At 68.2% G+C, this 21,301-nt stretch carries 20 protein-coding genes; 11 read left to right on the top strand and 9 right to left on the bottom strand.

All coding sequences use genetic code 11. From position 1 onward, the window contains the following. Positions 1-110: 110 nt before the first annotated feature. On the top strand, positions 111-1,079 hold the full coding sequence (locus M8I34_RS27300) for a class I SAM-dependent methyltransferase (RefSeq protein ID WP_250053601.1): 969 nt from the start codon (positions 111-113) through the stop codon (positions 1,077-1,079). Between the two features lie 117 nt (positions 1,080-1,196). Here the strand turns inward: M8I34_RS27300 and M8I34_RS27295 are convergent, their stop codons facing one another. After that, positions 1,197-1,514, bottom strand: a complete 318-nt coding sequence (locus M8I34_RS27295) for a helix-turn-helix transcriptional regulator (RefSeq protein WP_250053590.1) — start codon at positions 1,512-1,514, stop codon at positions 1,197-1,199. Between the two features lie 99 nt (positions 1,515-1,613). Here M8I34_RS27295 and M8I34_RS27290 point away from each other — a divergent pair, with 99 nt between their 5' ends. After that, positions 1,614-1,934 (top strand): putative quinol monooxygenase, encoded by a 321-nt coding sequence (locus tag M8I34_RS27290; protein WP_250053587.1) that lies wholly within the window; start codon positions 1,614-1,616, stop codon positions 1,932-1,934. Positions 1,935-2,231: 297 nt separating this feature from the next. Here the strand turns inward: M8I34_RS27290 and M8I34_RS27285 are convergent, their stop codons facing one another. Then, positions 2,232-3,704 (bottom strand): MFS transporter, encoded by a 1,473-nt coding sequence (locus tag M8I34_RS27285; RefSeq protein WP_250053585.1) that lies wholly within the window; start codon positions 3,702-3,704, stop codon positions 2,232-2,234. A 435-nt stretch (positions 3,705-4,139) separates the two neighbouring features. Here M8I34_RS27285 and M8I34_RS27280 point away from each other — a divergent pair, with 435 nt between their 5' ends. After that, the gene (locus tag M8I34_RS27280; protein WP_250053632.1) at positions 4,140-4,550 is read left to right on the top strand and encodes a RidA family protein; all 411 of its coding nucleotides are present in this window, start codon (positions 4,140-4,142) and stop codon (positions 4,548-4,550) included. 284 nt (positions 4,551-4,834) lie between these two features. Here the strand turns inward: M8I34_RS27280 and M8I34_RS27275 are convergent, their stop codons facing one another. From M8I34_RS27275 to M8I34_RS27265, 3 genes are all read right to left on the bottom strand, one after another. Next, a complete protein-coding gene (locus M8I34_RS27275; protein WP_250053583.1) occupies positions 4,835-5,491 on the bottom strand; it encodes a bifunctional 2-polyprenyl-6-hydroxyphenol methylase/3-demethylubiquinol 3-O-methyltransferase UbiG in 657 nt (218 codons plus the stop codon). 199 nt (positions 5,492-5,690) lie between these two features. Then, positions 5,691-6,392, bottom strand: a complete 702-nt coding sequence (locus tag M8I34_RS27270; RefSeq protein ID WP_250053581.1) for a hypothetical protein — start codon at positions 6,390-6,392, stop codon at positions 5,691-5,693. Between the two features lie 315 nt (positions 6,393-6,707). Beyond that, positions 6,708-7,238 carry a PadR family transcriptional regulator gene (locus M8I34_RS27265; RefSeq protein WP_250053579.1) on the bottom strand — a complete coding sequence of 177 codons (531 nt, stop codon included), beginning with the start codon at positions 7,236-7,238 and terminating at the stop codon, positions 6,708-6,710. A gap of 107 nt (positions 7,239-7,345) precedes the next feature. Here M8I34_RS27265 and M8I34_RS27260 point away from each other — a divergent pair, with 107 nt between their 5' ends. After that, positions 7,346-8,149 carry an alpha/beta fold hydrolase gene (locus tag M8I34_RS27260; protein ID WP_250053577.1) on the top strand — a complete coding sequence of 268 codons (804 nt, stop codon included), beginning with the start codon at positions 7,346-7,348 and terminating at the stop codon, positions 8,147-8,149. Positions 8,150-8,271: 122 nt separating this feature from the next. Then, on the top strand, positions 8,272-8,466 hold the full coding sequence (locus tag M8I34_RS27255; RefSeq protein ID WP_250053575.1) for a hypothetical protein: 195 nt from the start codon (positions 8,272-8,274) through the stop codon (positions 8,464-8,466). Between the two features lie 58 nt (positions 8,467-8,524). Here the strand turns inward: M8I34_RS27255 and M8I34_RS27250 are convergent, their stop codons facing one another. Beyond that, positions 8,525-9,790 carry an MFS transporter gene (locus tag M8I34_RS27250; RefSeq protein ID WP_250053573.1) on the bottom strand — a complete coding sequence of 422 codons (1,266 nt, stop codon included), beginning with the start codon at positions 9,788-9,790 and terminating at the stop codon, positions 8,525-8,527. Positions 9,791-9,902: 112 nt separating this feature from the next. Between M8I34_RS27250 and M8I34_RS27245 the strand changes: the two genes are divergently transcribed. After that, positions 9,903-10,355 carry a helix-turn-helix domain-containing protein gene (locus M8I34_RS27245; protein WP_250053571.1) on the top strand — a complete coding sequence of 151 codons (453 nt, stop codon included), beginning with the start codon at positions 9,903-9,905 and terminating at the stop codon, positions 10,353-10,355. A gap of 265 nt (positions 10,356-10,620) precedes the next feature. Continuing rightward, positions 10,621-11,004: a hypothetical protein gene (locus tag M8I34_RS27240; protein WP_250053569.1), complete on the top strand. Its 384-nt coding sequence runs from the start codon at positions 10,621-10,623 to the stop codon at positions 11,002-11,004. Between the two features lie 159 nt (positions 11,005-11,163). Here M8I34_RS27240 and dnaE read toward each other — a convergent pair whose 3' ends face one another. Next, positions 11,164-14,760, bottom strand: a complete 3,597-nt coding sequence (gene dnaE / locus M8I34_RS27235) for a DNA polymerase III subunit alpha (RefSeq protein ID WP_250053567.1) — start codon at positions 14,758-14,760, stop codon at positions 11,164-11,166. A gap of 399 nt (positions 14,761-15,159) precedes the next feature. Between dnaE and M8I34_RS27230 the strand changes: the two genes are divergently transcribed. The 3 genes from M8I34_RS27230 (at position 15,160) to M8I34_RS27220 (ending at position 17,741) form a co-directional block, all read left to right on the top strand. Then, a complete protein-coding gene (locus M8I34_RS27230) occupies positions 15,160-16,107 on the top strand; it encodes a LysR family transcriptional regulator (protein ID WP_250053558.1) in 948 nt (315 codons plus the stop codon). Positions 16,108-16,504: 397 nt separating this feature from the next. Further along, entirely contained in the window at positions 16,505-17,428 is a 924-nt protein-coding gene (locus M8I34_RS27225; RefSeq protein ID WP_250053556.1) for a serine protease, read from the top strand. 97 nt (positions 17,429-17,525) lie between these two features. After that, positions 17,526-17,741 carry a hypothetical protein gene (locus tag M8I34_RS27220; protein ID WP_250053554.1) on the top strand — a complete coding sequence of 72 codons (216 nt, stop codon included), beginning with the start codon at positions 17,526-17,528 and terminating at the stop codon, positions 17,739-17,741. 104 nt (positions 17,742-17,845) lie between these two features. On the opposite strand, the gene M8I34_RS27215 is transcribed toward M8I34_RS27220, so the two are convergent. Together M8I34_RS27215 and M8I34_RS27210 are read right to left on the bottom strand one after the other, a co-directional pair. Next, positions 17,846-18,979 (bottom strand): NAD(P)/FAD-dependent oxidoreductase, encoded by a 1,134-nt coding sequence (locus tag M8I34_RS27215; RefSeq protein WP_250053552.1) that lies wholly within the window; start codon positions 18,977-18,979, stop codon positions 17,846-17,848. Between the two features lie 417 nt (positions 18,980-19,396). Beyond that, positions 19,397-20,278, bottom strand: a complete 882-nt coding sequence (locus M8I34_RS27210) for an AraC family transcriptional regulator (RefSeq protein ID WP_250053551.1) — start codon at positions 20,276-20,278, stop codon at positions 19,397-19,399. 140 nt (positions 20,279-20,418) lie between these two features. On the opposite strand from M8I34_RS27210, the gene M8I34_RS27205 reads away from it, so the two are divergent. Then, on the top strand, positions 20,419-21,228 hold the full coding sequence (locus M8I34_RS27205) for an alpha/beta fold hydrolase (protein ID WP_250053549.1): 810 nt from the start codon (positions 20,419-20,421) through the stop codon (positions 21,226-21,228). Positions 21,229-21,301: the final 73 nt, after the last annotated feature.

Below are 21,301 nucleotides of genomic sequence, written 5' to 3'. Positions count from 1 at the left end.
CAGAGGTGATGGAGGCTGCCGGCTGGGCAGTACCGGTCCGGGTGCGTCCGTTCGGCGCCTTGTCCGACTGTGAGCGCGTTGGGTTCGCCCCAGTTCAAAGGAGGTGCGACGTGGGGATCGGCAGCCTGACCGGCCTGCTGAGAGATCGCCACCGCAGTCGTGCAGCCCCCAACGACAGCAAGGAGCTGGAGATGACCGACCCCGCGACACGCGATCCCTCGACACAAGATCCCTCGGCACAGGATGTCGGCGATTGGTACGACCGCTTCGGGGACCTATACGCACTCACCATGGGCGACAGCATGCATCTGGGGATGTGGACCGATGGCATGCGTGAAGCCATCGGAGGGCTGACGGCCGACGCAATGTGGAAGGAGCTGACGCAGGCCCAGGACGCCTGGACCGACACCCTCATCGAAGAGGTAGGTTTGCTCCCGGGGCAGCAGATGCTGGATGTCGGCTGCGGCACTGGCCGGCCCACCGTGCGGATCGCCGAACGGTCGGGCGGCAGCGTGCTCGGCGTCACCGTCAGCAGCGCCCAGGCACAGGCGGGGCGCGTACGCGCGATGCGGGCCGGTCTGTCCGAACGCGTCACCTTCGCGCGGGCGGATGCCATGGACCTGGCCCAGCCGTCCGAATCGTTCGACGCGGTATGGGCGATCGAGTCGTTCGCCCACTTCTCCGACCGGCCCGCCGCGATCCGTGAGGTGTGGCGCGTGCTGCGGCCCGGGGGGCGGTTCGTCCTGGCGGACTGCTACGAGGCTGTGCCCTTCACGCACGAGGAGCTCGGCCTGTTCCGCGCCGCGTTCGCCCTCTCCCGGCTCCCCGTCGAAGCCGCGCGCTACTCCGACATGCTCGAGGAGGCCGGCTTCATCATCCGCAACTCCCGCGATATGTCCAGCGAATTCAAACCCACCTACGACCTGATCCCGAGCCTGTTCGCCGCCAGGCGCGATCAGATCGCAGAGCTGGTGGGAAGCGAAGCGATGGCCCAGCTCGACGTGATCTATCCACGCATCCTCACCCTGTGCCGGGACAAGATGGGATACGTGATGGTGAGCGCGGAGAAGCGCCAGTAGGGCCCAGGGGTGGGGAATTCCCGACCTCGGGCCGGGCCGGATCGAGTCAACGGCAACCGCGCTCCTGCCGGTGATGACGGGTGCAGGCCCGAACCGGCAACCGGCCCGCTCCCGGGGTCATTCCTCCGGCTCGGCTGCCACGATGGCCAGCAATCCGGGAAACCGCCGCTCGAGGTCGGCCCGGCGCAGGCTCGCCATTCGGCTGTTGCCTCGGGAGACCTGCCTGACCAGCCCGGCTTCGCGCAGTGTCCGGAAGTGGTGCGTGACCGTCGCCTTGGAGACCGGTAGCGCGAAGGAGCTGCACGTTCGGGCCGTGCCGTCGGGCTCGGCCGCCAGCACGCGCACCACCCGGCGGCGCAAGGGGTCCGCCAGCGCGGCGAGCACCGAGCCGAGCTCGATCTCCTCGACGGCCGGATGGCCTTCGTCGTCGGGCATCGGGGCACCTCCATCCTAGGTATGGCTTGTATCGTACCTTCGGACTCGCTAGCGTCGTGAAGGTACGAGACTCATCGTACCCATCGAGAGAGAACTCCCATGACTCAGCCGCTCACCCTCGTCGGCACCGCTCACCCCAAGCCCGAACGCGCCGCAGAGCTGAAACAACTCCTGCTCTCGTTCGTCGAGCCCACCCGGCAGGAGCCCGGTTGCCTGGAGTACCACTTCCATGAGGACCGCGATGAACCCGGCGTCTTCATCTTCTACGAGGCATGGCGCTCCCAGGCCGACCTCGACGCCCACCTGGCCCTCCCGCACATGCAGGCCTTCTGGGAGCAGCGCATGGACTACCTGAAATCCGACCTCGACATCACCTTCCTCACCATGCACAGCCCGTACGAGCCTGCCGCCCGCGCCTGACCGCTGACTCTGACAACTCTGTGGCACCGTGCCGGCCTTGAACGCCTCAGTCGGCACGGCCCTGCGGCGGGAAACGGGAGAGCCCCGGCCGGACGGGACAGGCAAGGTTCCGCGAGCCGAGCCGAGCCGAGCCGAGCCGAGCCGAGCTGAGCCGAGAGGAAGGGAGCCTTCCGGCATCCGGCCAGGGCGGCATGTTCGATCCGTCACGAGCGGAGCCGGATACGCAGGTCCGCTGGCGGCGACGAGCCCCAGGTCGGGCAGAGTGGCGGGGGGCGAACAGTGGCGGACGAACAGTCGTCAGCAGCGACGGCCTTGGCAAGGTACCGGCACCGGCACTGGCACCGGTTCCGCTTCGGCTGTTGTCTCACGCCGGGAGAGGGCGACGAGGAAGGTCAACGCGATCCCCGCTGCCACCACGAACAGCGTGGTGCTGATCCCGTGTGCCGTCTCGTCCCGCAACTGCTCTCCGGTCAGATCGCCAAGGCCGGCTGTCGCCACAAGCACCAGGATGGCGAGGCCCACGGCGGCACCCATCCCCGCGCCGGTAGAGGCGATCCCTGAGGCGATGCCCTGCTCACGGTCGGACACGCCAGTTCCGGCGGCGATGAACATGCTGGTGAACACGATCCCGTCACCGATGCTCAGCGCGACGAGCCCCGGGATCAGCGAGGTGTACGAACCGTCCGGGGAGATCGCCAAACCGAGCAGGACGGCGCCGACCGTACCGATGGCGAGAGCGCCGAGCAGTGTGCGCTTGAGACCAAACCGCGTCACCATCTGGCCGGCCGTTGTCGACCCTGCGACGACAATCGCGGTCGGGATCAGGAAGCCGGCGCCGGTTTCCAAGGCGTTGTAGCCGAGGACCTCTTGGAAGTAGACCGAGAGGAAGTACAGCACGGAGCCGAACGTCGCCATGAACATGAATGCGATGACGAGGCTCGTGATGAGGCTGCGGTTGGCGAGCAGCCGCGGCGGTACGAGCGGGTCGCTGCTGTTCCGCTCGATGAAGACGAAAACTCCCAACAGCAGGAGCCCCGCCGCCGCGCTGAAGAGGATGCCGGGCGAGAGCCAACCCAGTCCCGGCCCCTGAACCAGTGCGACCACGATCAACGTGACCCCGAGGGTGACGCTGAGCGCACCGGGCAGGTCGAACTTACGCCCTCGGTCGCGCTGTCGGTCCTTGGGGATCAGCACGAATGCGAGGAGCAGGGCAGGACCTGCCAATGCGACATTGACCAGGAACACCGCTTCCCAGCCGAAGGCGCGTGTCAGCAGTCCCCCGAGGAGCACGCCGATCACCAGCCCGGCCGCCCCGGCGCCGCCCCAGACTCCCAGCGCGCGGTTACGTACGCGGCCTTCGACGAACGTGACGTTGATGAGCGCCAGCGTGGTGGGAAAGACCAGCGCGCCACCGAGGCCTTGAACCGCGCGAGCGGCGAGAAGCATCCCCGGCCCGGTCGCCAGTCCGCCCGCAAACGCTGCTCCGGCGTAGAGGACAAGGCCGGTGGCCAGGACCCGGCGTCGCCCGATGAGGTCTGCGGCGCGTCCACCGAACAGCAGAAATCCCGCGGAGGCGACTGCGTAGGCACTGATCACCGACTGGAGTGTCTGCGCGGAATAGCCCAGGTCGCGCGCGATGTCGGGCAGCGCCACAACGACGATGTACTGGTCGAGCGAGACGACCAACATGGCGAACGACAGCAGGGCGAGTGCCGCTGTCGCACGGTTCCAGCCGAAGCCGCGTTGCGGCGACGCTCCGACAGATGCCACAGCAGCACTCCCCGGCGGAGCCTAGCCAGTCCGTTACGGGCAGGAATGTATCACTATGCCCGTGAGGCCAGATGCGACGGCTCACCGGCTCGAAGGGGACGCTGTTCGTCAACGATGAGAATGCGATACAGCGTCGTCCAGTCATCACGGCATCGCACCCGGACGCGTGGCGATGCCGACGACCGGTTGCGTTGTTGAACCTGTCGATGAGCAGCGCTTGTCGACGAGGCCCGGAGTCAACTGGTGACCATTCGGCTCGCGTATCTCGTGCATCTTGTGCATCTCGCGTATCTCGCGTATCTCGAGAATCTCGTGCATGTCGAGCAGAAATGGCGGTCTGCCGTCGGGGCGGCGAAGAAAAGGGAGGGCGGGAAGCCGTGGGGCGTTGGCAGGATGTCCGAGTTCAGCACCCGACGCGAAGGGCTCGACGACACCATGGCTCGTGCTATCACTTTGATCCGCTCCGCATCCCTGTCCGACATCGCCGAGTACGCCTACGCGGCCACGGCGCCCGCCGAGTCACGCCTGATATTCCTCGCCGGGGCGTGTCCGCTGAACGATGACGGCTCCACGGCAGCGATCGGGGACTACGCGGGGCAGGCGAGGAAAGCCGTCGAGAACATGCAGGTTGCTCTCGCTGCCTCCGGTGCGTCACTTCAGGACGTCATCAGCACGAGGGTGCTTGTTGCCTCTTCTCGGCGGGAGGACCTGGTGACTGCCTGGCAGGTAGTCCGGGACTCGTTCGCTGACCATGACGTCCCCAGCACTTTGATGGGCGTCACCGTCCTCGGCTACGAGGATCAGCTCGTCGAGATCGAGGCCGTCGCCGCCGTGCTCGATTCTTGAGACCCACGCTCACGCCATGGCGTCCGAACGCCCCCGTGGGCGCCTTCACGGCGGAGGCCGTCACTCATCGATCTCATCGATCTCATCGACCTCGTTGATGCTGCGTTCGACCGTGTTGTGGTCCTTGTAGAACGTGGCGTCGTGACCGACCAGACCGCGCCGCCGCTGGGACTTCTACAGGGAGCCCGGACCCGCCGATGCGCCCCCGCGCCGATGCGGCCCCGTGAGACACCCGACTTGCTCTGTCCGGCGGGCAGGGCGGTCCGGGGCCGTCCGGGGTCCGCTCAATGACGATGCCATACGAGGGTGTAGCGCCAGAACAGCCGACGGCGTAGCCGTGCGCCGGGCAGGGCGTCCTGGGCCTCACTGACGATGTCGGGAAAGCTCATGTCCGCCGGGCGGGTCCGGGCGGTCATCGAGGCCGGCCGGGGTGCCCTGCGGCCCTTGTTCTTGAGCCAGCCCGTGGCGGCATTGAGCGGGCTGGCGACGGCGCCGAGCAGATAGTCACCGGCAGTCTGCGCCCGGGAGAGGCCGACGACCACCAGGGTTCCTCCGGGGGCCAGGTGCCGGCGGAAGACGGTGAGAGCTTCGGTGAAAGGCAGATGGTGGATGGTGGCGACGCAGGTGATGACGTCGTAGGAACCGGCAGGGATCCCGGTCAGTGCGTCTGCGACCGTGAAGGTCACTGGGGTTGCCGCGGGAGTCAGCCTCTGTGCCTGGGAGACGATCGTCGGGTCGGAGTCGATTCCCCGGACCTCGTTTGCGCGTGTCGCTAAGAGCCGGGCCAGGTCGCCGCTGCCGGATCCGATGTCCAGGGCACTGTCGAAGCGTTGGGGAAGCTGACGCAGTAACCACCGGTGGTAGTGGGCATTGTGGTCCCAGGGGTGAGCGGCATTGAACTGCTCGAGCGCTTGAAGGACTCGGTGCGAAGGTGGCGTCATGCCGTCAGTTCACCAAGTCCCTGGTGCCTGCGTCACCTCGTTCGAGGAAGCTGCCGCCGGTCGGGGGCGCGTGGCGTAGGCCGATGTCGGCGCGGACCAGGACGGAGACGTCAGCCATGTCCACGGTCGCGCCTGCGAACACGCACACCGTGGTTGAGGAGATGCGGCGCAGAATTGGCGAGCCGGCTGAGCATCGCTCTTAAGTCCCGTTGCGCAGGCCGAGTGACGGTGGCGTCTGGTCATCCCCGGACGGGCCGATGTCGCCGTTCTTCCACGCGGGGTCGTAGGCGCAGGGCGCGGTGGCGCCGCCGAGGAAGTACTCCCGTTCCGCGAACCAGGTGAAGGACATGCGCTCGGTCCCCTCCCCATCGTCCCGCTTGGCGAACAGGTCCCAGTCCTTGCCCTTGACCTTCGCGCCCTCACGGTAGGACGTGATCTCCCAGCCTTCGGCCTTCAGGTGCTGGTGCAGTCGGCGGAGGCCGGATGCGGCCTGGCTCGCGGGGACGTGGTCCAGCGCCCATCGGTGGCTCATCTGGTAGGCACCGTCGACGGTCTTGTCCTCCAGCCCCGTCAGGCCCCCGTCGTGGCAGGAAGAAGAGCTGAGCGTGTTCTCCGTGCTGACGCCGATGTCCTTCACACCTGGCTTTACGGCGCGCTTGAACCCCACGAGGTCATACGCCTCCTGCGAATGCTGGAAGGCGCGGCCGGCCATGTCCTCGGGCGCGGCGCGGGGAAAGTCCGTCGACCCCCATGAGGCCCATACGAGCGGGACGATCAGAACGAGGACGACGAGCGCGGCGCAGCCACATCCCAGGGTCTTGAGGACGGACGAGGAGGACCCGGACTCGTTCGGGACGGTGGGGGTGTTGGGGGTATTGGTTGGTGCGGTCTCCTCGGGCATACGGGGACGGTATGTCAGTGGGGGAGCGCGGCGGATGGGCGCGGCTACCCGGCAAGGAGTGAGTAGGCGTACTCACTTGATCTGCGCTCGTTGCCCGAAGGATGCCTACCAGTACTGCGCCTTCGAGAAGACCTCACCGTGGTAACCCGTCTCGGTACCCGCGCGATCACCGTCCAACACCGACGACCTCTACTTCGGTTATCGACAGCCGACTTCTCATCATCGCCGTCGGCGGGGGGCCCGGGGGCGGGGTGGGGGCACGGGGTTCGGATTGGTGGGACGACGATGCCTACGAGGCGGAGCTGAGGCGGTCGGCTAGGAGTCACCTTCCAGCTCCCCGACGGTGCGCTTCAGCCAGGCGCGATCGGCCTTGCTGGTGGCGTCGGCGAGTTGGAGCATGCCGCGGCGGAAGCGGTCGGTCATGTCGCGGACGCGCAGCGGGCGGCCGTCCTCGTAGAAGTAGCTGCCGGGCTCGTCCATGAAGGCGAGGCGGCGGCGCAGTACGCGGGCCTGGTCGGCGGGGTCAGGCAGCTGGCCGAGGAAGGCGAGCAGGATGAAGAAGGAGTTGCGGTCGGTGATCTCGAGGTCGGCGGGCTCGCGTAGGCGGCGCATGAGTTCGGCGCGGCCGGATTCGGTAAGGGTGAGGACCTGGCGGGGTGTGGCGCGTTCGCCGGGTTCGGTGTGGCGGGTGAGGTGCCCGGCGACTTCCAGGCGCTTGATGGCGGGGTAGAGAGCGCCGTCGCTCACGGGGCGAACATGGCCACTGAGGCCGGAGATGCGGGCGCGCAGATCGTACGCGTGCAGGGGTTCCTCGTTGAGAAATCCGAGGATGCAGAGGGTGAGCACCGGGCCTCCGAGGTGCGTACTTCGCGGTCGTCGTGACTGTCCAGAGTAGTCACGCTCCCAAACTATACCTCTAATCGAGATACCTCTGTTAGAGTCAAAGTATGACGATGGCAACGAGGGCAACCACGCAGTACTTCCGCACCCCGGACGGCATACGGCTCGCCTACCTCGACCTGGGCGGCACCGGCCGCCCCGTCCTCGCACTGCACGGCGCCTATGGGCGCGGCCGCTCCATGCTCGGGCTCGCCGACCGCCTCGGACCCGAGTACCGGCTCATCGCCCTCGACCAGCGCGGCCACGGCCTCTCCGATCACCCCGACGACTACGGGCGAGAGGGCTACATCGCCGACGCGGCGGCGCTCGTCGAGCACCTCGGGCTCGGCCCCGTTGCGATCGTCGGACACTCGCTCGGCGGCATCACCGCGTACCAACTGGCCGCAAGGCGACAGGAACTGGTCTCGGCCGTGGTCGTGGTGGACTTTCCGGCGGAGTACCGGGCACCGGTCGGCGACGATCAGCTGTGCGCACTGCCGACGCACTTCCCGAGCATGCGGGCGATGCTCGACGCACTCGCGTTCATGGACGAGCCCCGGCACTTCACCGAGAGCGCGGTGGAGGAACCGGAGGGCTGGCGGTTCCTGTGGCGGCCGGAGGAGATACACGCCGCCAAGGTCGCCGTCCGAGGCGACTGGTGGGACGACTTCACCGCCGCCAAGCAGCCGCTGATGGTGGTGCGGGGCGGACGCAGCACGGTCGTCCCGCACCAGCACGCAGAGGAGATGATCCGTCTCCGGCCTGGCACAGAAGTGGTGACGATCGACGGGCACCATGACTTCTACATCACGCACCAGGCTGAACTGGGCGCAACGGTAAGGGAATTCCTCGACCGCACGGACCCGTGGGCGGTGTAAGACTCGTCCCCTTCGGCTGCCCTTCAGCTCGGGCACGTACTTGCAAGGGGTGTTGCGGGGGCGCCGAGCAGCTGCGCGATCGAGGTGACGGCGCTCTCCGGACGCACGAGCAGATCCCGGGCGTGACGTACCTGTTCCTCTGCCAAGACCGGCGGGCGGCAGAGGCGGGCGCCGCGGGCGCGGGCAGCGGCGTCCAGGCCCTCGTTGGTGCCCTGGACGATGAGTTCGCGGATGCGGCCCGCGAGGCAGCGAAGAAGTGGACGGCGAGTCGGCCGCCCGGCGTGGTGGCGTCGAGTACTTCGTGGAGCGAAGTGTGAAGCCATGCCGCTGCTTCATGGAGCGAAGTGAAGCTGATGCCGCGCTTGCCCAGAACGCTCAGACTTCGCTGTAAGAGGTCGCCTTGGCCGCGGGGTCCGGGGTGCTGTGGCGAGTGAACGCCCACAGCACGAGCCCGAGGCAGCTGAACGCGGCACCCAGTGTGCATACGGCGCCCCAGCCCGCCACCGTGTAGAGGGAGGTCGCGGCAAGGGCGCCGGTGGCGCTGCCGATCGAGTAGAAGACCATGTACCCGCCGATCAGCCGGCTGCCCGCGTCCGGGTGCAGCGCGTAGATCAGGGCCTGGTTGGTGACATGGACCGCCTGCACGGCGAGGTCGAGGAGGATCACCCCGACGACCAGCGACCAGAGCGAGCTGCGGGTGAAGGCCAAGGGCAGCCACGACGCGGCGAGGAGTGCCAGGGCGATGCCGGTGGTCCGTCGGGAGAGTCCGCGGTCGTTGAGGCGGCCCGCCACGGTCGCGGCCAGGGCGCCGGCGACACCGATCAGCCCCAGCGCCCCGATCGCGCTGTGGGACAGGAAGTACGGGGCACCGCTGAGCGGCAGCGCGACGCTGCTCCACAGGGTGCTGAAGGCGGCGAAGGTCAGCAGACCGAACAGGGCCCGGAGCCGCAGCAGCCGTTCCCGTGCGAACAGGGTGATCGTGGAGCGCAGGAGCTGCCCGTAGCGCAGGGTGGTCGGCGGAGCGTCACTGTGGCGCGGCAGCACTCGGTACAGGACCAAGGCGAGCAGCGCGGTGAGCGAGGCCGAGGCGAGGTAGACGGAGCGCCAGCCCGCGAGATCGGCCATGAGGCCGGATGCGGTGCGGGCGAGCAGGATTCCGATGACCACGCCGCTGGTGACCAGACCGACGACCCGTCCGCGCCCGGCGGGAGGGGCCAGTGACGCCGCGAAGGCCACCAGCGTCTGTGTGACGACCGCGAGAAGACCCGTCGCGGCCATGCCCGCGAGCAGGATCGCCGCCGTGTGGGCGCTGGCTACCACGGCCAGCGCCACCACCAGCAGCAGTAACTGGGTCACGATGAGCAGTCTGCGGTCGGCCACGTCACCCAGCGGCACGAGGAAGAAGAGCCCCAGCCCATATCCGACATGTGTGAGGGTGACGACGCTGCCGACAAGTGCCGGGCTCATGGCGAGATCGTGACCCATGGTCACCAGGAGCGGCTGGGAGAAGTAGACGTTGGCCACCGCGGCCCCGCACGCGACGGCGAACAGTATGACGACGCCTCGGGCCAGGGCGAACGCGGAACCTTCCCCGCTCCGCTCCTCGGTCCGTCGTGACACAGCCTCACCGTTGCCGGACATGGGCACTCCTCCGCGAATCTGGTTTCATCTTGCCACCAATGGTGAGGGCGACCGTAATCGCTTTTGGTAGCATGTTGCAACCGTCGTGCGAGTGAGGGAAGTGAGGGACGCCATGGTGACCAGGACACGCTTCGACGACAGCGAATGTCCCGTCGCCCGGTCGGTGGACGCGATCGGCGACTGGTGGTCCCTGCTGATCGTGCGGGACGCCTTCGACGGGAACCGGCGCTTCGGGGAGTTCCAGCGCAGCCTCGGCGTGGCGAAGAACATCCTCACCGCGCGACTGCGCACCTTGGTCGCCGGCGGTGTCCTCGAATCCGTCCCTGCCTCGGACGGCAGCGCCTACCGCGAGTACGTACTGACTCCGAAGGGCGAGGCGCTCTTCCCCGTCATCGTGGCGCTGCGGCAGTGGGGCGAACAGAACTTCTTCGCCCCCGGCGAACCACACTCACAGTTGGTCGACCGCCGACAGGGGCATCGCCTCCGCGCACTGGAAGTGCTGTCTGCGGACGGTCGACGGCTGAACCCCGACGACACCACCGTCCACAAGATCTCCACCCACTGATCTCCACCCAGTGATCGAGTTCAGCGGGCCCGGTCAGCTCGGAGGGATGAGAGACGGTCAGGACCGGCTACTCCTTGTCGTGGAGATATCAGGCTCGCTCCTTGCTTCTGGCTCCTCGCTCCTCGGTCCTTGCTCCTCGGTTCTGGCGCGGCCGCGTTCCGGGGGACCCGCATCGCCTGACCAGGGGCAGGACCTGACGGTGACGGTCCGTCGAGACGCTGCGCCCGGCGGAGAAGATCTTGCGCATGGGGGAGGGGGCACCGCGATGACCACCGGGAGGACCGAGACCGCCCCGCAGCCGCTTGCCGAGCTGGCCACCGTCACCGAGGCATTTGATCGGCTGGCAGACACGGTCACGTCGGAGAAGGACCGCTGGGTCACCGCGCAGCACGCCACCGCCGAGGCCCGCCGCAGGCAACACCCCGGCCGGATCACCTGGGCGCCGAACGACCAGGAAGAGCCCGTTCCGGCGCCGCCCGAAGTGGTCGACGGCGAGGGAGAGGCGTGGACACGCACCGGCAACGGAACCTGGTACATGCTCAGCTTCAACCCCGCCACCTGCGACGACGAGAGGGACGCGGACTATCTGACCTGGCCTGAGCTGGTCGACGAGTACGGACCACTGACCACCCACGCGCGGACGGTGTAGTCGGCCGCGAGGGGATGATGTAGCCGGGGGGACGACCGAGACCGAACCGGCTGACGACCGTGGTCGGTCGAGGCCGAACTCGTTCGCGGCCCGGTCAAGGCGGCGTCGCCCCGGGGAAACGGCCGCAGTTCGGCAGCGGCAATCTCGCCGGCTCAGGCATCATGCCGGGCCCGCCCACGCGTCAGCTCCGAACGCGCCCTTCACGTCGGACGCGATGGTGGTGGCGTCCACCCTTGCTTGCAGGGCGTACACGGTCGTGGTGCGTGCGCTGCGGACGCCGAGGTGGACTGGGCTGTCGCCCGGGTGGTCCGCAAGGATGCGCTTGAGTTCTCTGACGGACTGTTGGGTGATCCGGTGGGCGGGGAGGGCAAGCCGTACGGGGGATTTCCCACCGTGCTCGGCGGAGGACACGTCCAGTACCGCGAGTTCTCTGCCGAAGACGTTCACGGTGCCGTCCCGGTCTTCGATCTTGCCCTTGACGGAGATGACGTTGTCTTCGGCGAGCGCGTGCTGCACGAGCTGGTAGGCGGCGGGGAAGAAGAGGACCTCGATGCCGGCATCACGGTCCGCGAGGTGCACGATGGCCCAGGCGTTGCCCTGTTTGGTCATCTTGAGCTGGATGCCGGTGATCAGTCCGGAGAGCTGCACATCCCCGGTGGTGCGGCCGGAGGCGAGCAGTTCGGCGATGGAGCAGTCCCGTGCGCCGGAGAGGATGTGCTCGGCGCCGTCCAGCGGGTGGGCGGAGACGTAGAGGCCGAGCATGTCCCGTTCGGTCGCCAGGAGCTGTCTGCGAGGCCACTCCGTGTCGTCGATGGGGAAGTCGAGGCCGAAGGCCGGTTCGCCGCTTCCTTCGCCGCCCAGGTCGGCGAAGAGATCGTCTTGTCCGCAGCTTGCGGCTTTCTTCACGGGGATGATCGCGTCGATGGCGTCCTCGTGGACGGCGGTGAGGCCCTTGCGGGAATGGTCCAGGGAGTCGAAGGTGCCGGCCTTGATCAGGGACTCCACAGCTCGTTTGTTCAGGGCGGGCAGATCGGCCTTGTCGAGGAAGTCGGAGAAGGAAGTGAACTTCCCTTTCCGGCGGCGGGCATCGACGACGGCCTCGATGACGTTGTCGCCGACGTTGCGTACGGACCGCAGCCCGAACCGTACGTCGTCACCGGCGGCGGTGAACTCGGCGACGGACTCGTTCACATCGGGCTGGAGGACCCGGACGCCGTTCTTGCGGGCGTCGGCGAGGTAGATCGCCGCCTTGTCCTTGTCGTCGCCGACCGAGGTGAGCAGGGCGGCCATGTACTCGGCCGGGTGGTTGGCCTTGAGGTAGGCGGTCCAGTACGAGACGAGGCCGTAGCCGGCGGTGTGGGACTTGTTGAACGCGTAGCCGGAGAACGGGAGCATGACGTCCCACAGGGACTTGATGGCTTCCTCGCGGTACCCATTGTCCCGCATGCCGTCGTGGAACTTGTCCCACTCCGCCGCCAGCACCTCCGGTTTCTTCTTGCCCATCGCACGGCGCAGCAGGTCGGCGCCGCCGAGGGTGTATCCGGCCAGTTCCCGGGCGATGGCCATGATCTGCTCCTGGTAGACGAGCAGATGGAAGGTGTTGCCGAGGATCGGCTCCAGGGCGTCGCGCAGCTCGGGGTGGATCGGGGTGATCTCCTGGCGGCCGGTCTTGCGGTGCGCGTAGTTGGTGTGTGCGTTGGCCGCCATGGGGCCGGGCCGGTAGAGGGCGTTGACCGCGGCGATGTCCTCGAACCGGGTGGGCTCCATCTGCTTCAGCAGCACGCGCATGCCGCCTCCGTCGAGCTGGAAGACGCCGAACGTGTTGCCCTCGGCCAGCAGCCGGTAGGTCTTGGCGTCGTCCAGAGGGATCACGACGGTGGACGGGTCGCCGTCCAGGGGATCCACGGTGGCCAGGCTGATGCCCCGGTTCTCACGGATGTTCTCGATGGCCTGGTCGATGACACCCAGGTTCCGCAGCCCCAGGAAGTCCATCTTGATCAGACCCATGTCTTCGCAGGACGGGTAGTCGAAGCCGGTGATCTTCACGCCGTCCGAGGCACGCATGTGCAGTGGGATGCGGTTGGTGAGTTTCGTCTTGGAAAGGATCACCGCCGCGGCGTGCACGCCGGTGCCGCGGGTGAGCCCCTCCACCCCGCGGGCGGTATCCATCACCCGCTTCACATCCTGCTCGTTGCCATACATCTGCCGGATCTCGCCGGCCTCTGCGTATCGCTCGTGAGAGGGGTCGAAAACGGCGGCCAGCGGGGCGGACTTGCCGTTCTGGTCCGGCGGGAGCGCCTTGGTGATCCGCTCGCCGTGGGCATAGGGGTAGCCGAGGATGCGTGAGGAGTCCTTGATCGCGTTCTTGGCCTTGATCTTGCCGAACGTGTTCACCATGGCGGTGTACTCCTCGCCGTACTTCTCGGTGACGTAGCGGACCATCCGGTCGCGCTGACGGTCGTCGAAGTCGAGGTCCACATCCGGCGGGTTGATGCGCTCGGGATTCAGGAACCGTTCGAACAGCAGGCCGTGCTCCAGGGGGCACAACTCGGTGATGCGGGTGGCGTAGGCGACGATCGAGCCGGTGGCCGAGCCCCGCCCCGGACCGAGCGGGATCTTGTTCTCCCGGGCATGGCGGCAGATGTCCGCCACGACGAGGAAGTAGGAGCTGAAGCCCATCGGGCCGATGACCGACATCTCGGTCTCGAAGCGGTCCACGATGTGCCGGGGGAGCGGGTTCCCGTAGCGCATCGCCAGACCCGTGAGGACTTCCTTGCGCAGCCACGACTCCTGCGATTCGCCGTCGGGCACGTCCGGGAACTGCGGCATCTCGTCGACGTAGTCGAAGACCTCGTCGTAGGACTCGATGCGCTCGGCGATCAGCAGGGTGTTGTCGCAGGCTTCCGGAAGCTCCGAGAACAGGCTGCGCATCGCGGCGGCGCTCTTGAGGTAGTAGCCGGAGCCGTTGAACCGGAAGCGCCCCGGATCCTCCTTGTTCTTGCCGACGCCGATGCACAGCAGGCTGTCGTGGGCGTCGGCCTGGTCCTCGGTGACGTAGTGCGCGTCATTGGTGGCCAGGAGGGGGATGTTCAGTTCCTCGGCCAGGCGCAACAGGCCCGCACGGACCGCACGTTCGATGTCCAGGCCGTGGTCCATCAGCTCCAGGAAGTAGTTCTCGCGGCCGAAGATCTCCTGGTAGGCCGCGGCAGCAGCCTTCGCCTCGTCATACTGGTTCAGCCGCAGGCGGGTCTGGATCTCGCCGGAGGGGCAGCCGGTGGTGGCGATGACGCCGTCCGGCCGCTCGGCGATCAACTCCCGGTCCATGCGCGGCTTTCCGGCAGGGAACTGACCCTCATAACTGGCCTGCGTGCTGAGCCAGAACAGGTTCCGCAGGCCCTGGCTGTTCCGCGCCCACATGGTCATGTGAGTGAAGCGGCCGCCACCGGAGACATCCTTCGAACCCTCACCGTCCGCGCCCATGGCGCGACGGCCTCCCGGCCCCCAGAACTCCTGCTTGCGGACGAACCGAGAGGAAGGAGCCACGTACGCCTCGATGCCGATGATCGGCCTGATCCCCTCAAAGCCCTTCGCGACCTGCGCGAACTCGTAGGCCCCGAACATGTTGCCGTGATCGCTCATGGCGATGGCGGGCATCTCCTGCCGGGCCACCTCGGCGAACATCGGCTTCAGCTTCTGCGCGCCGTCCAGCATCGAGTATTCGGTGTGATTGTGCAGGTGAACGAAGGAATCCGGCACGTGTGGGTCGCCTCCGGGGTGAGTAGGAAGCCTCATCCCGGCCAGAGACGCGATGAGGCGTTGTCGGTGGCCGACCGTCTCAGCATCGGCAGATGGCTGGACGGTTCGACCTGTCGCGATGCGGTCACGCCGACAGGGCGGTTACTGGGCCGGCCAATGGGGCGCACCGCCCGTGAACGCGATCAGCCCGAGCCCTTGAAGCGCCCGCCGAGCCCAGGCCCGGAAGTCACCACCCGGCCGGAAGCCACCCGACTGCCGGGCCTGCACGCCGCCTCCTGCCGTACTGCTTGCGAAACCACATGTTGACCAGAGACATCAAAGCGAGCGTGGCGCACCGGAATCAAACAACTATTTCACCGACCAGACTCAACGATTGGTTGTCCACCTAGGATGTTCAGCGTGGACCTCATCGCCGTACGCACCTTCGTCGCCGCCGTGGACGCGGGGCAGTTCCAAGAAGCCGCCGCCAACTTGTCGATCACCCCACAGGCCGTCTCCAAGCGCATCGCCGTGCTGGAGAAGGACCTCGGTGTGCAGCTGTTCAGCCGTACGGCCCGCGGAGCCCGGCTGACGATCGACGGGCAGGCGTTCCTGCCTTACGCCCGGGCTCTCCTCCAGGCCGAGGAACGGGCAGCCGCTTCCGTGCGGCCAGGGCGGCGGGCACTGCGCATCGACGTGATCGGCCGCCGGCTCTCACTGGCCGGTCTGCTGCGTGGCTTCCACCGCGCATATCCCGAGACCGACCTCGATGTCGTCACCCTGTTCGACTCCGACACGGCCATCGCCGCCGTCCGGTCCGGGACGATCGACGCGACCTTCCGCGCCGTGACCATGCCGGGTCGGCAGCTCCCTGACGGCATCGAGGCCACCCCGGTCTTCGACGAACCGCTGCACCTGTTCACCGGACCGGCTCACGAGTTCGCCGCCGCCCCCGCGATCGCTCCCGCCCAGCTCGCCGGGCGCCGGATCTGGATGCCCGGCAACATGCCCGGCACCGAGTGGGCCGCCTACTATGACGAACTCGCCGCCACGTTCGGTCTCACCATCGACTCGGTCGGCCCCAACTTCGGCATCGAGCCCCTCCTCGACACGATCGCCAACTCCTCGACGCTTGCGACCTTCGTCAGCGAGCAGACCCCACTGGTCTGGCCCGCCGGCCACGACCTGCGACGGATCCCCCTGCACGACCCGACCCCGGTCTACCCGCACTCACTGATCTGGCGCACCGACAACCCACACCCCGCCCTCATCGCCCTGCGTGACCACCTCACCTCTGCATACTCCGGCCGTCCCGACAGCGGCATTTGGACCCCGAAATGGACCCAGCCCGCCACACCGCCGAGCTAGCCCGGAGAGATGCCGGACGCACTTCGTCTCGTCGTTCCGCTCAGGACGGTGGGGGTTGCTTGCGTTGCGTCGGGAGGGTGGGGGTCTGTGTCGGGGCAGTGGCAGCAAACAGCCGGTGCGGATGCCGAGGAAGCTCCAGCCGCCGGACGTGCCTCGTCATGGGGTCACCCCATGGGTCGGTCCACCGTCCGTGAGGGCGGGGTCGTCGAGTCGGAACCCCCCCGATGTCGGCTGATCTCGTGGCCGCCCCGGACCCTGATCGCACCGCACGTCGTGTATTCACGCTCTCGTGTCACAAATCATCGAGAACGCAACCGAATCGGCGAATTCCCCTCTCTTGTAGAGCAGCTGACAGCCCGTAGTTCCGCTGCTTGCACCATTCGAGGAGACATCCGCTATGTCAGAGGCATCCACTTCCCTGATCCGGCGTCTTCGTAGCCGGGCCATGGGGCTCGCCGTGGTCGGTACGGCCCTCGTCCTCGCTGCCTCGATCCCGGCGACGGCCGTCGCCGGCCAGACCCGCGCCGCCTCGGCCGACCCGGTCTCCGTCATCACGTACACCGCCAAGGAGCGCCAGGAAGCCCTCGCCTACTGGACGCCCGCCCGTAGGAAGGCCGTCGGGAAGTCCGTGGACCTCGGTCCGACCGGACCGAAGGCCAAGCCGTGGCAGGGCACCGCCATGAAGACGGTGGGGCGGCTCTTCTTCGTCAACGCGAACGGCGCCGATACCTGGTGCACGGCCACTGCTGTCAAGAGCGCCAACCGCTCCGCCGTGATGACCGCGGCACACTGCGTGCGCAGGGGATCCTCTCCCGACAACACCAACATCTTGATGGTGTTCGTACCTGGCTACAGCAAGGGCGAGATGCCCTACGGCGCGTTCGCGGTCCGCACCGCCGTGACCCCGCGCAGCTGGGAGAATGACTCCGCCGACGACCTGTCCACGCTGGTCGTCGACACCGACAAGAGCGGCCGCAAGCTCACCGACGTCGTGGACGGCCAGGACATCGCCTTCAACCGCCCCGTTGGCGGCACCGTTTCCGCCTTCGGCTACTCCGCCACCCGCCCGCAGCTCGGCGAGGAACTCCTCCGCTGCGTCGGTACGGCGAAGAAGAAGAGGGGCTTGCAGGCCATCCCCTGCGACATGAGCGGCGGCTCCAGCGGCGGCCCGTGGCTGGCCGACTTCAACGCCACCACCGGCAAGGGCGTCCTGGTGTCGGTCAACAGTTCACTGGACTCCTTGACACCGACCGAGATGCAGGGAGAAGTGCTGGGAGCCACGGCCAAGAAGGTGTACGAGCGGGCGGCCCAGCAGGGCTGACACCAAGAAGCGCGGGTGCCCCCAGGTCAGGCCACCGATCGCCACACAGGCAGGCGTCACCAGGTGACGCCTGCTGAACACACACGGTCGGCACACGTTGAGCGGGGAGACGCGTCGACTGCACCGGTGCCTCCGCACGGGCGGCACCGCCGTCGGGACGCCGCCTGGCGACGGCCGCTCGAGCAGAACCGAAACGCTGGCCGAGCTGACCGCAGACGTCCTCGGCGGTCCCTCAGGACTGACCGCCGTACAGATCCTCTCGGAGCTGCGCTCCGTGCTCGAACGCGACCAGATCGGCCTGCCCACTGGCTGACCGGCATGCGCATCCAGTGCGACTTCCCGTTGGGTGCGTGATCAGCGTTTGTTACGAGGGAGAACCCCGCGGGTTGATCATGAGTCGATACGCACCCCAGCGGCTCATGGGGTCTGCTCGTCATCGATGAACGCGCTGATCAGGCCGTGAGGTGTGTCGTCGCCGAAGAGGAGCTCGTGGAGTTGGGTGCCTTCGGTGGCGGCTTCGGTGCCGCGGGGGAACATGGCCTGCTCGTACTCGGTGAGGGCGGCTTCGATGTCGTCGGGGTGCGCGGCAAGAGCCTTGCCGAGTTCGGCGCCGTCGTACATGGCCAGGTTGGCGCCTTCGCCGTTCGGGGCTGCGAGGTGGGCGGCGTCGCCGAGCAGGGTCACGCCCGGCACCCGGTCCCACCGGTGCCCGATGGGCAGGGCGTAGAGGTGGCGCAGGACCGGCCTGGTGTCGCTGTCGGTGATCAGCGCGGTGAGTTCCGGTGCCCAGCCGTCGAATTCCTGCGTGATCCGCGCGGTGGCCGCGCAGGCATCGGTGAAATCGATGGCGGCGAACCAGTCCCGCGGCTCGGTGAGCGCCACATAGGTGTGCAGGGTGCCGCCCCTCTCCCGGTGAGCCTGTATGCCCTTTCCCGGCGCGAGCGCGAACAGCGACCCGCCGCGGACCGCTTTCGCGGCGGCGGGGTGGCGGGCGTCGCCGTCGAACAGGTAGGTCTCGACGATCGACCGGCCCGTGTACTCGGGGGTGGCGGTGGAGAGCAGCGGCCGGACCCGTGACCACGCGCCGTCCGCGCCGACCAGCAGGCTGGTGACGACGGTGCCGCCGTCGGCGAACGTCACCTCGTGGCGGCCCTCGCCGAGGGTACGGGTGCTGCTGACCTTGTGGCCCCACCGGACGGTGCCGGCCGGGAGCGAGTCGAGCAGGATCTGTCGCAGCTCGCCGCGCTGCACCTCGGGGCGTCCGCCCGTACCGTCGTCGGGTTGGTCGAACAGGACGGTCCCGTCCCGGTCGAGGATCCGTATCGCCTGGCGGCCCTCCAGGATGAGGCTACGGAACTCGTCGAGCAGGCCTGCCGCCTCAAGGGCCGGTTGGCCGTTGTAGTCGTGGATGTCGAGCATCCCGCCCTGCGCCCGCGCCGTCGGTGAGGCCTCCGCCTCGTAGACCGTGGCCGGGATGCCGTGGACGTGCAGGACGCGGGCCAGGGTCAGTCCTCCGAGCCCAGCGCCGATGATGGTGACGTCAGTGGTCATGGTGATTCCTTGTGTGTCGCACGCATGCCGGGCGGGCACCCGGCAGGTTCTCTGGAAAGGTGCCGGACCCCGTTGACAAGCCGCCGACATGCACCCGACAGCCCCCGATATGTGACCGACATGGCAGGTCAGGCCCGAGACCTACCCGGGGTGGCTTTCCGGAGGGAGGAGGCTTGGCGCACGATCTGACGCGGATGTGCCAGCGCCTCCGATTGCATGGGATGTGAACGGGCGACGTGTGTCGGGTGCGAGTCGGCGGCGGTTTGCGCATCGCGTTCGATGCGATGTGTGGCTATGCCGCTGGCCATCGTTCTCGGAGGTCTGGGCGGACTGGCGGTCGTCCACAGAAGCGAGTCGGATGAACGCTCGCTGGTGCGGATCCGGTTCGGATCCGCAACGGCCACGCCCTGGCCGGGATCAGCGGTCGCTGTGGGTGCTGCGCCAGCGGCTGGGCGGCAGGCCGGTTTGACGCTGGAAGAAGGCAGTGAAGTTCGCGGCGTCGGTGAAGCCGACGTGCTCGGCGCAGCGGGCAGCGGGCAGGTCGGTGTGGGCGAGCAGCCGCTGGGCCTCCAGCAGGATGCGCCGGTCGAGGAACTGCTTGGCGCCCAGGCCGGTGGTGGCGCGGGTGGCGCGGGTGAGGGTGCGCCGGTCATAGCCGAGGGTCTGCGCGTAGTGGTCGACATGGTGGTGGCGGGCGAAGTCCCGTTCCACCGCCGCGCGGTAGCGGTGGAAGGCCTCGTGGTCGCGGCCCTGGCCGACGGGGGCAGGGGCCGGTTCGGCAGGAAGTGCCCGCAGTACCAGGGCCGCGAGCAGGTGGGCCAGCAGCGGCGGCGAGGCGGCCGGTTCGAGGAGGGCGGCAGCGTACTCGGCGGTGAGATGGTCCGCGGCAAGGAGGGCCAGTTCCCGGGCTTGGCCAGCCAGCCGCCACGTGCTGGACGCGAAGGAGTCCGCCGCGGCGTGGGCGGCGGGGCCCGGTGCGGGCAGGAAGCCCGGTTCAAACAGGATCAGGGGCCCGTCGACGTGGTCGGCGTCGGTCCATCGGTGCACCGTGCCGGGCCGGATCCACACCACGCTGCCCGGCCGCAGGAGGTGGTCGGCGAAATCTGCCTCGTGCCGACCCTCCCCGGACCGGACCAGGGCAAGGACGTGGAAGTCGGGGCGCTGCGGCCGGGTCCGGCGGCGCTCGGGGTCCATCTGCCGCAGCCGCTCGAAGCCGAGCACCTCCACGCCGAGGTCCGCGCCGGGAGCCGGGGCGTACCGCAGCTGCCGTATCGCGACGGGCAGTTGACCGCTATCCACAAGAACCGTGCTCTTTTCCACCGTGCCCCGGCTGCTCGCCGCCCGTAGCGTCGACGGCAGAAATCCCTTGTCGGCACGTCTTCTGACACCTGTGAAGCCGTGCGGCGACGTCTGGCGTTCGATCCACGGAGAGTACCGAGATGACCAAAACCACAATCTACACCGGCGCCGTCCCCGTCGCGGGAGGGCAGATCCGCCTGCACCAACGGGGGCAGCGTGGGTCGGCCCTTGTCCTGGTGCACTACTGGGGCGGATCGGCGGCAACCTGGGAGGCGGTCGTGGACCGGCTGCCGGCCGACCGCGCGACCGTCCGCTTCGACCAGCGCGGGTGGGGTGCCTCCCGCTCGTTGTCCGGGCCGTACCACCTCGACCGGCTCGCCGAAGACCTCCTCGACGTGGTGCGCGGTGCCGGCCTGGAGCGTTACGTCCTGGTCGGCCACTCCATGGGCGGCAAGGTTGCTCAACTCGCCGCTTCCCGGCGGCCGCAGGGGCTGGCGGGTCTGGTGCTGCTGGCCCCGGCCCCACCGCAGCCCCCGGCGCACGTCACTGCCGAGTATCGGGAGTTCCTGTCACACGCCTACGACTCGCCACAGGCCGTCGAGCAGTCGCTCGATCAGGTGCTGACCGCCGTCCCCCTCGACGGCTCCGCCCGGGCCGCGGCGGTGCGCGACAGCCTTGCTGCCGAGGATCCGGCACGCCGGGAGTGGCCGCTGTACGGCATCGCCGCGGACATCACCGCCGCCGCCCGGCGGGTCGAGGTTCCCGTCCTGGCGCTGGCCGGTGAGCACGACCGGGTCGAGCCGGCCGGCATGCTGCGCGACCACCTGTTGCCCCACCTGCCCCAGGCAGTCCTGGACGTCCTGCCCGGCTGTGGGCACCTGCTGCCGCTGGAGGCCCCCGCCGAGGTTGCGGCGCGGCTGGAAGGCTTCCTCGCCGACCTCGAAACGTGAACCTCGGCCCAAGCACCGGTCCCAGCCCGACCAACCCAACCCGACCAACCCAACGAACGTTCCCGGTCACAGC

Source organism: Streptomyces sp. MCA2, assembly GCF_023544705.1.
Lineage (GTDB): Bacteria > Actinomycetota > Actinomycetes > Streptomycetales > Streptomycetaceae > Streptomyces > Streptomyces decoyicus.
The sequence above is the reverse complement of the archived record's forward strand: the minus strand, read 5'-3'. Positions and strand labels throughout refer to the sequence as shown.

Coding starts and splice junctions, on each gene's coding strand:
- M8I34_RS27275 (WP_250053583.1), bottom strand. CDS start 5,491: ATGACGCCACCTTCGCACCGAGTCCTTCAAGCGCTCGAGCAGTTCAAT.
- M8I34_RS27290 (WP_250053587.1), top strand. CDS start 1,614: ATGACTCAGCCGCTCACCCTCGTCGGCACCGCTCACCCCAAGCCCGAA.
- M8I34_RS27260 (WP_250053577.1), top strand. CDS start 7,346: ATGGCAACGAGGGCAACCACGCAGTACTTCCGCACCCCGGACGGCATA.
- M8I34_RS27215 (WP_250053552.1), bottom strand. CDS start 18,979: ATGACCACTGACGTCACCATCATCGGCGCTGGGCTCGGAGGACTGACC.
- M8I34_RS27245 (WP_250053571.1), top strand. CDS start 9,903: ATGGTGACCAGGACACGCTTCGACGACAGCGAATGTCCCGTCGCCCGG.
- M8I34_RS27250 (WP_250053573.1), bottom strand. CDS start 9,790: ATGTCCGGCAACGGTGAGGCTGTGTCACGACGGACCGAGGAGCGGAGC.
- M8I34_RS27280 (WP_250053632.1), top strand. CDS start 4,140: ATGGCTCGTGCTATCACTTTGATCCGCTCCGCATCCCTGTCCGACATC.
- M8I34_RS27270 (WP_250053581.1), bottom strand. CDS start 6,392: ATGCCCGAGGAGACCGCACCAACCAATACCCCCAACACCCCCACCGTC.
- M8I34_RS27225 (WP_250053556.1), top strand. CDS start 16,505: ATGTCAGAGGCATCCACTTCCCTGATCCGGCGTCTTCGTAGCCGGGCC.
- M8I34_RS27240 (WP_250053569.1), top strand. CDS start 10,621: ATGACCACCGGGAGGACCGAGACCGCCCCGCAGCCGCTTGCCGAGCTG.
- M8I34_RS27295 (WP_250053590.1), bottom strand. CDS start 1,514: ATGCCCGACGACGAAGGCCATCCGGCCGTCGAGGAGATCGAGCTCGGC.
- M8I34_RS27205 (WP_250053549.1), top strand. CDS start 20,419: ATGACCAAAACCACAATCTACACCGGCGCCGTCCCCGTCGCGGGAGGG.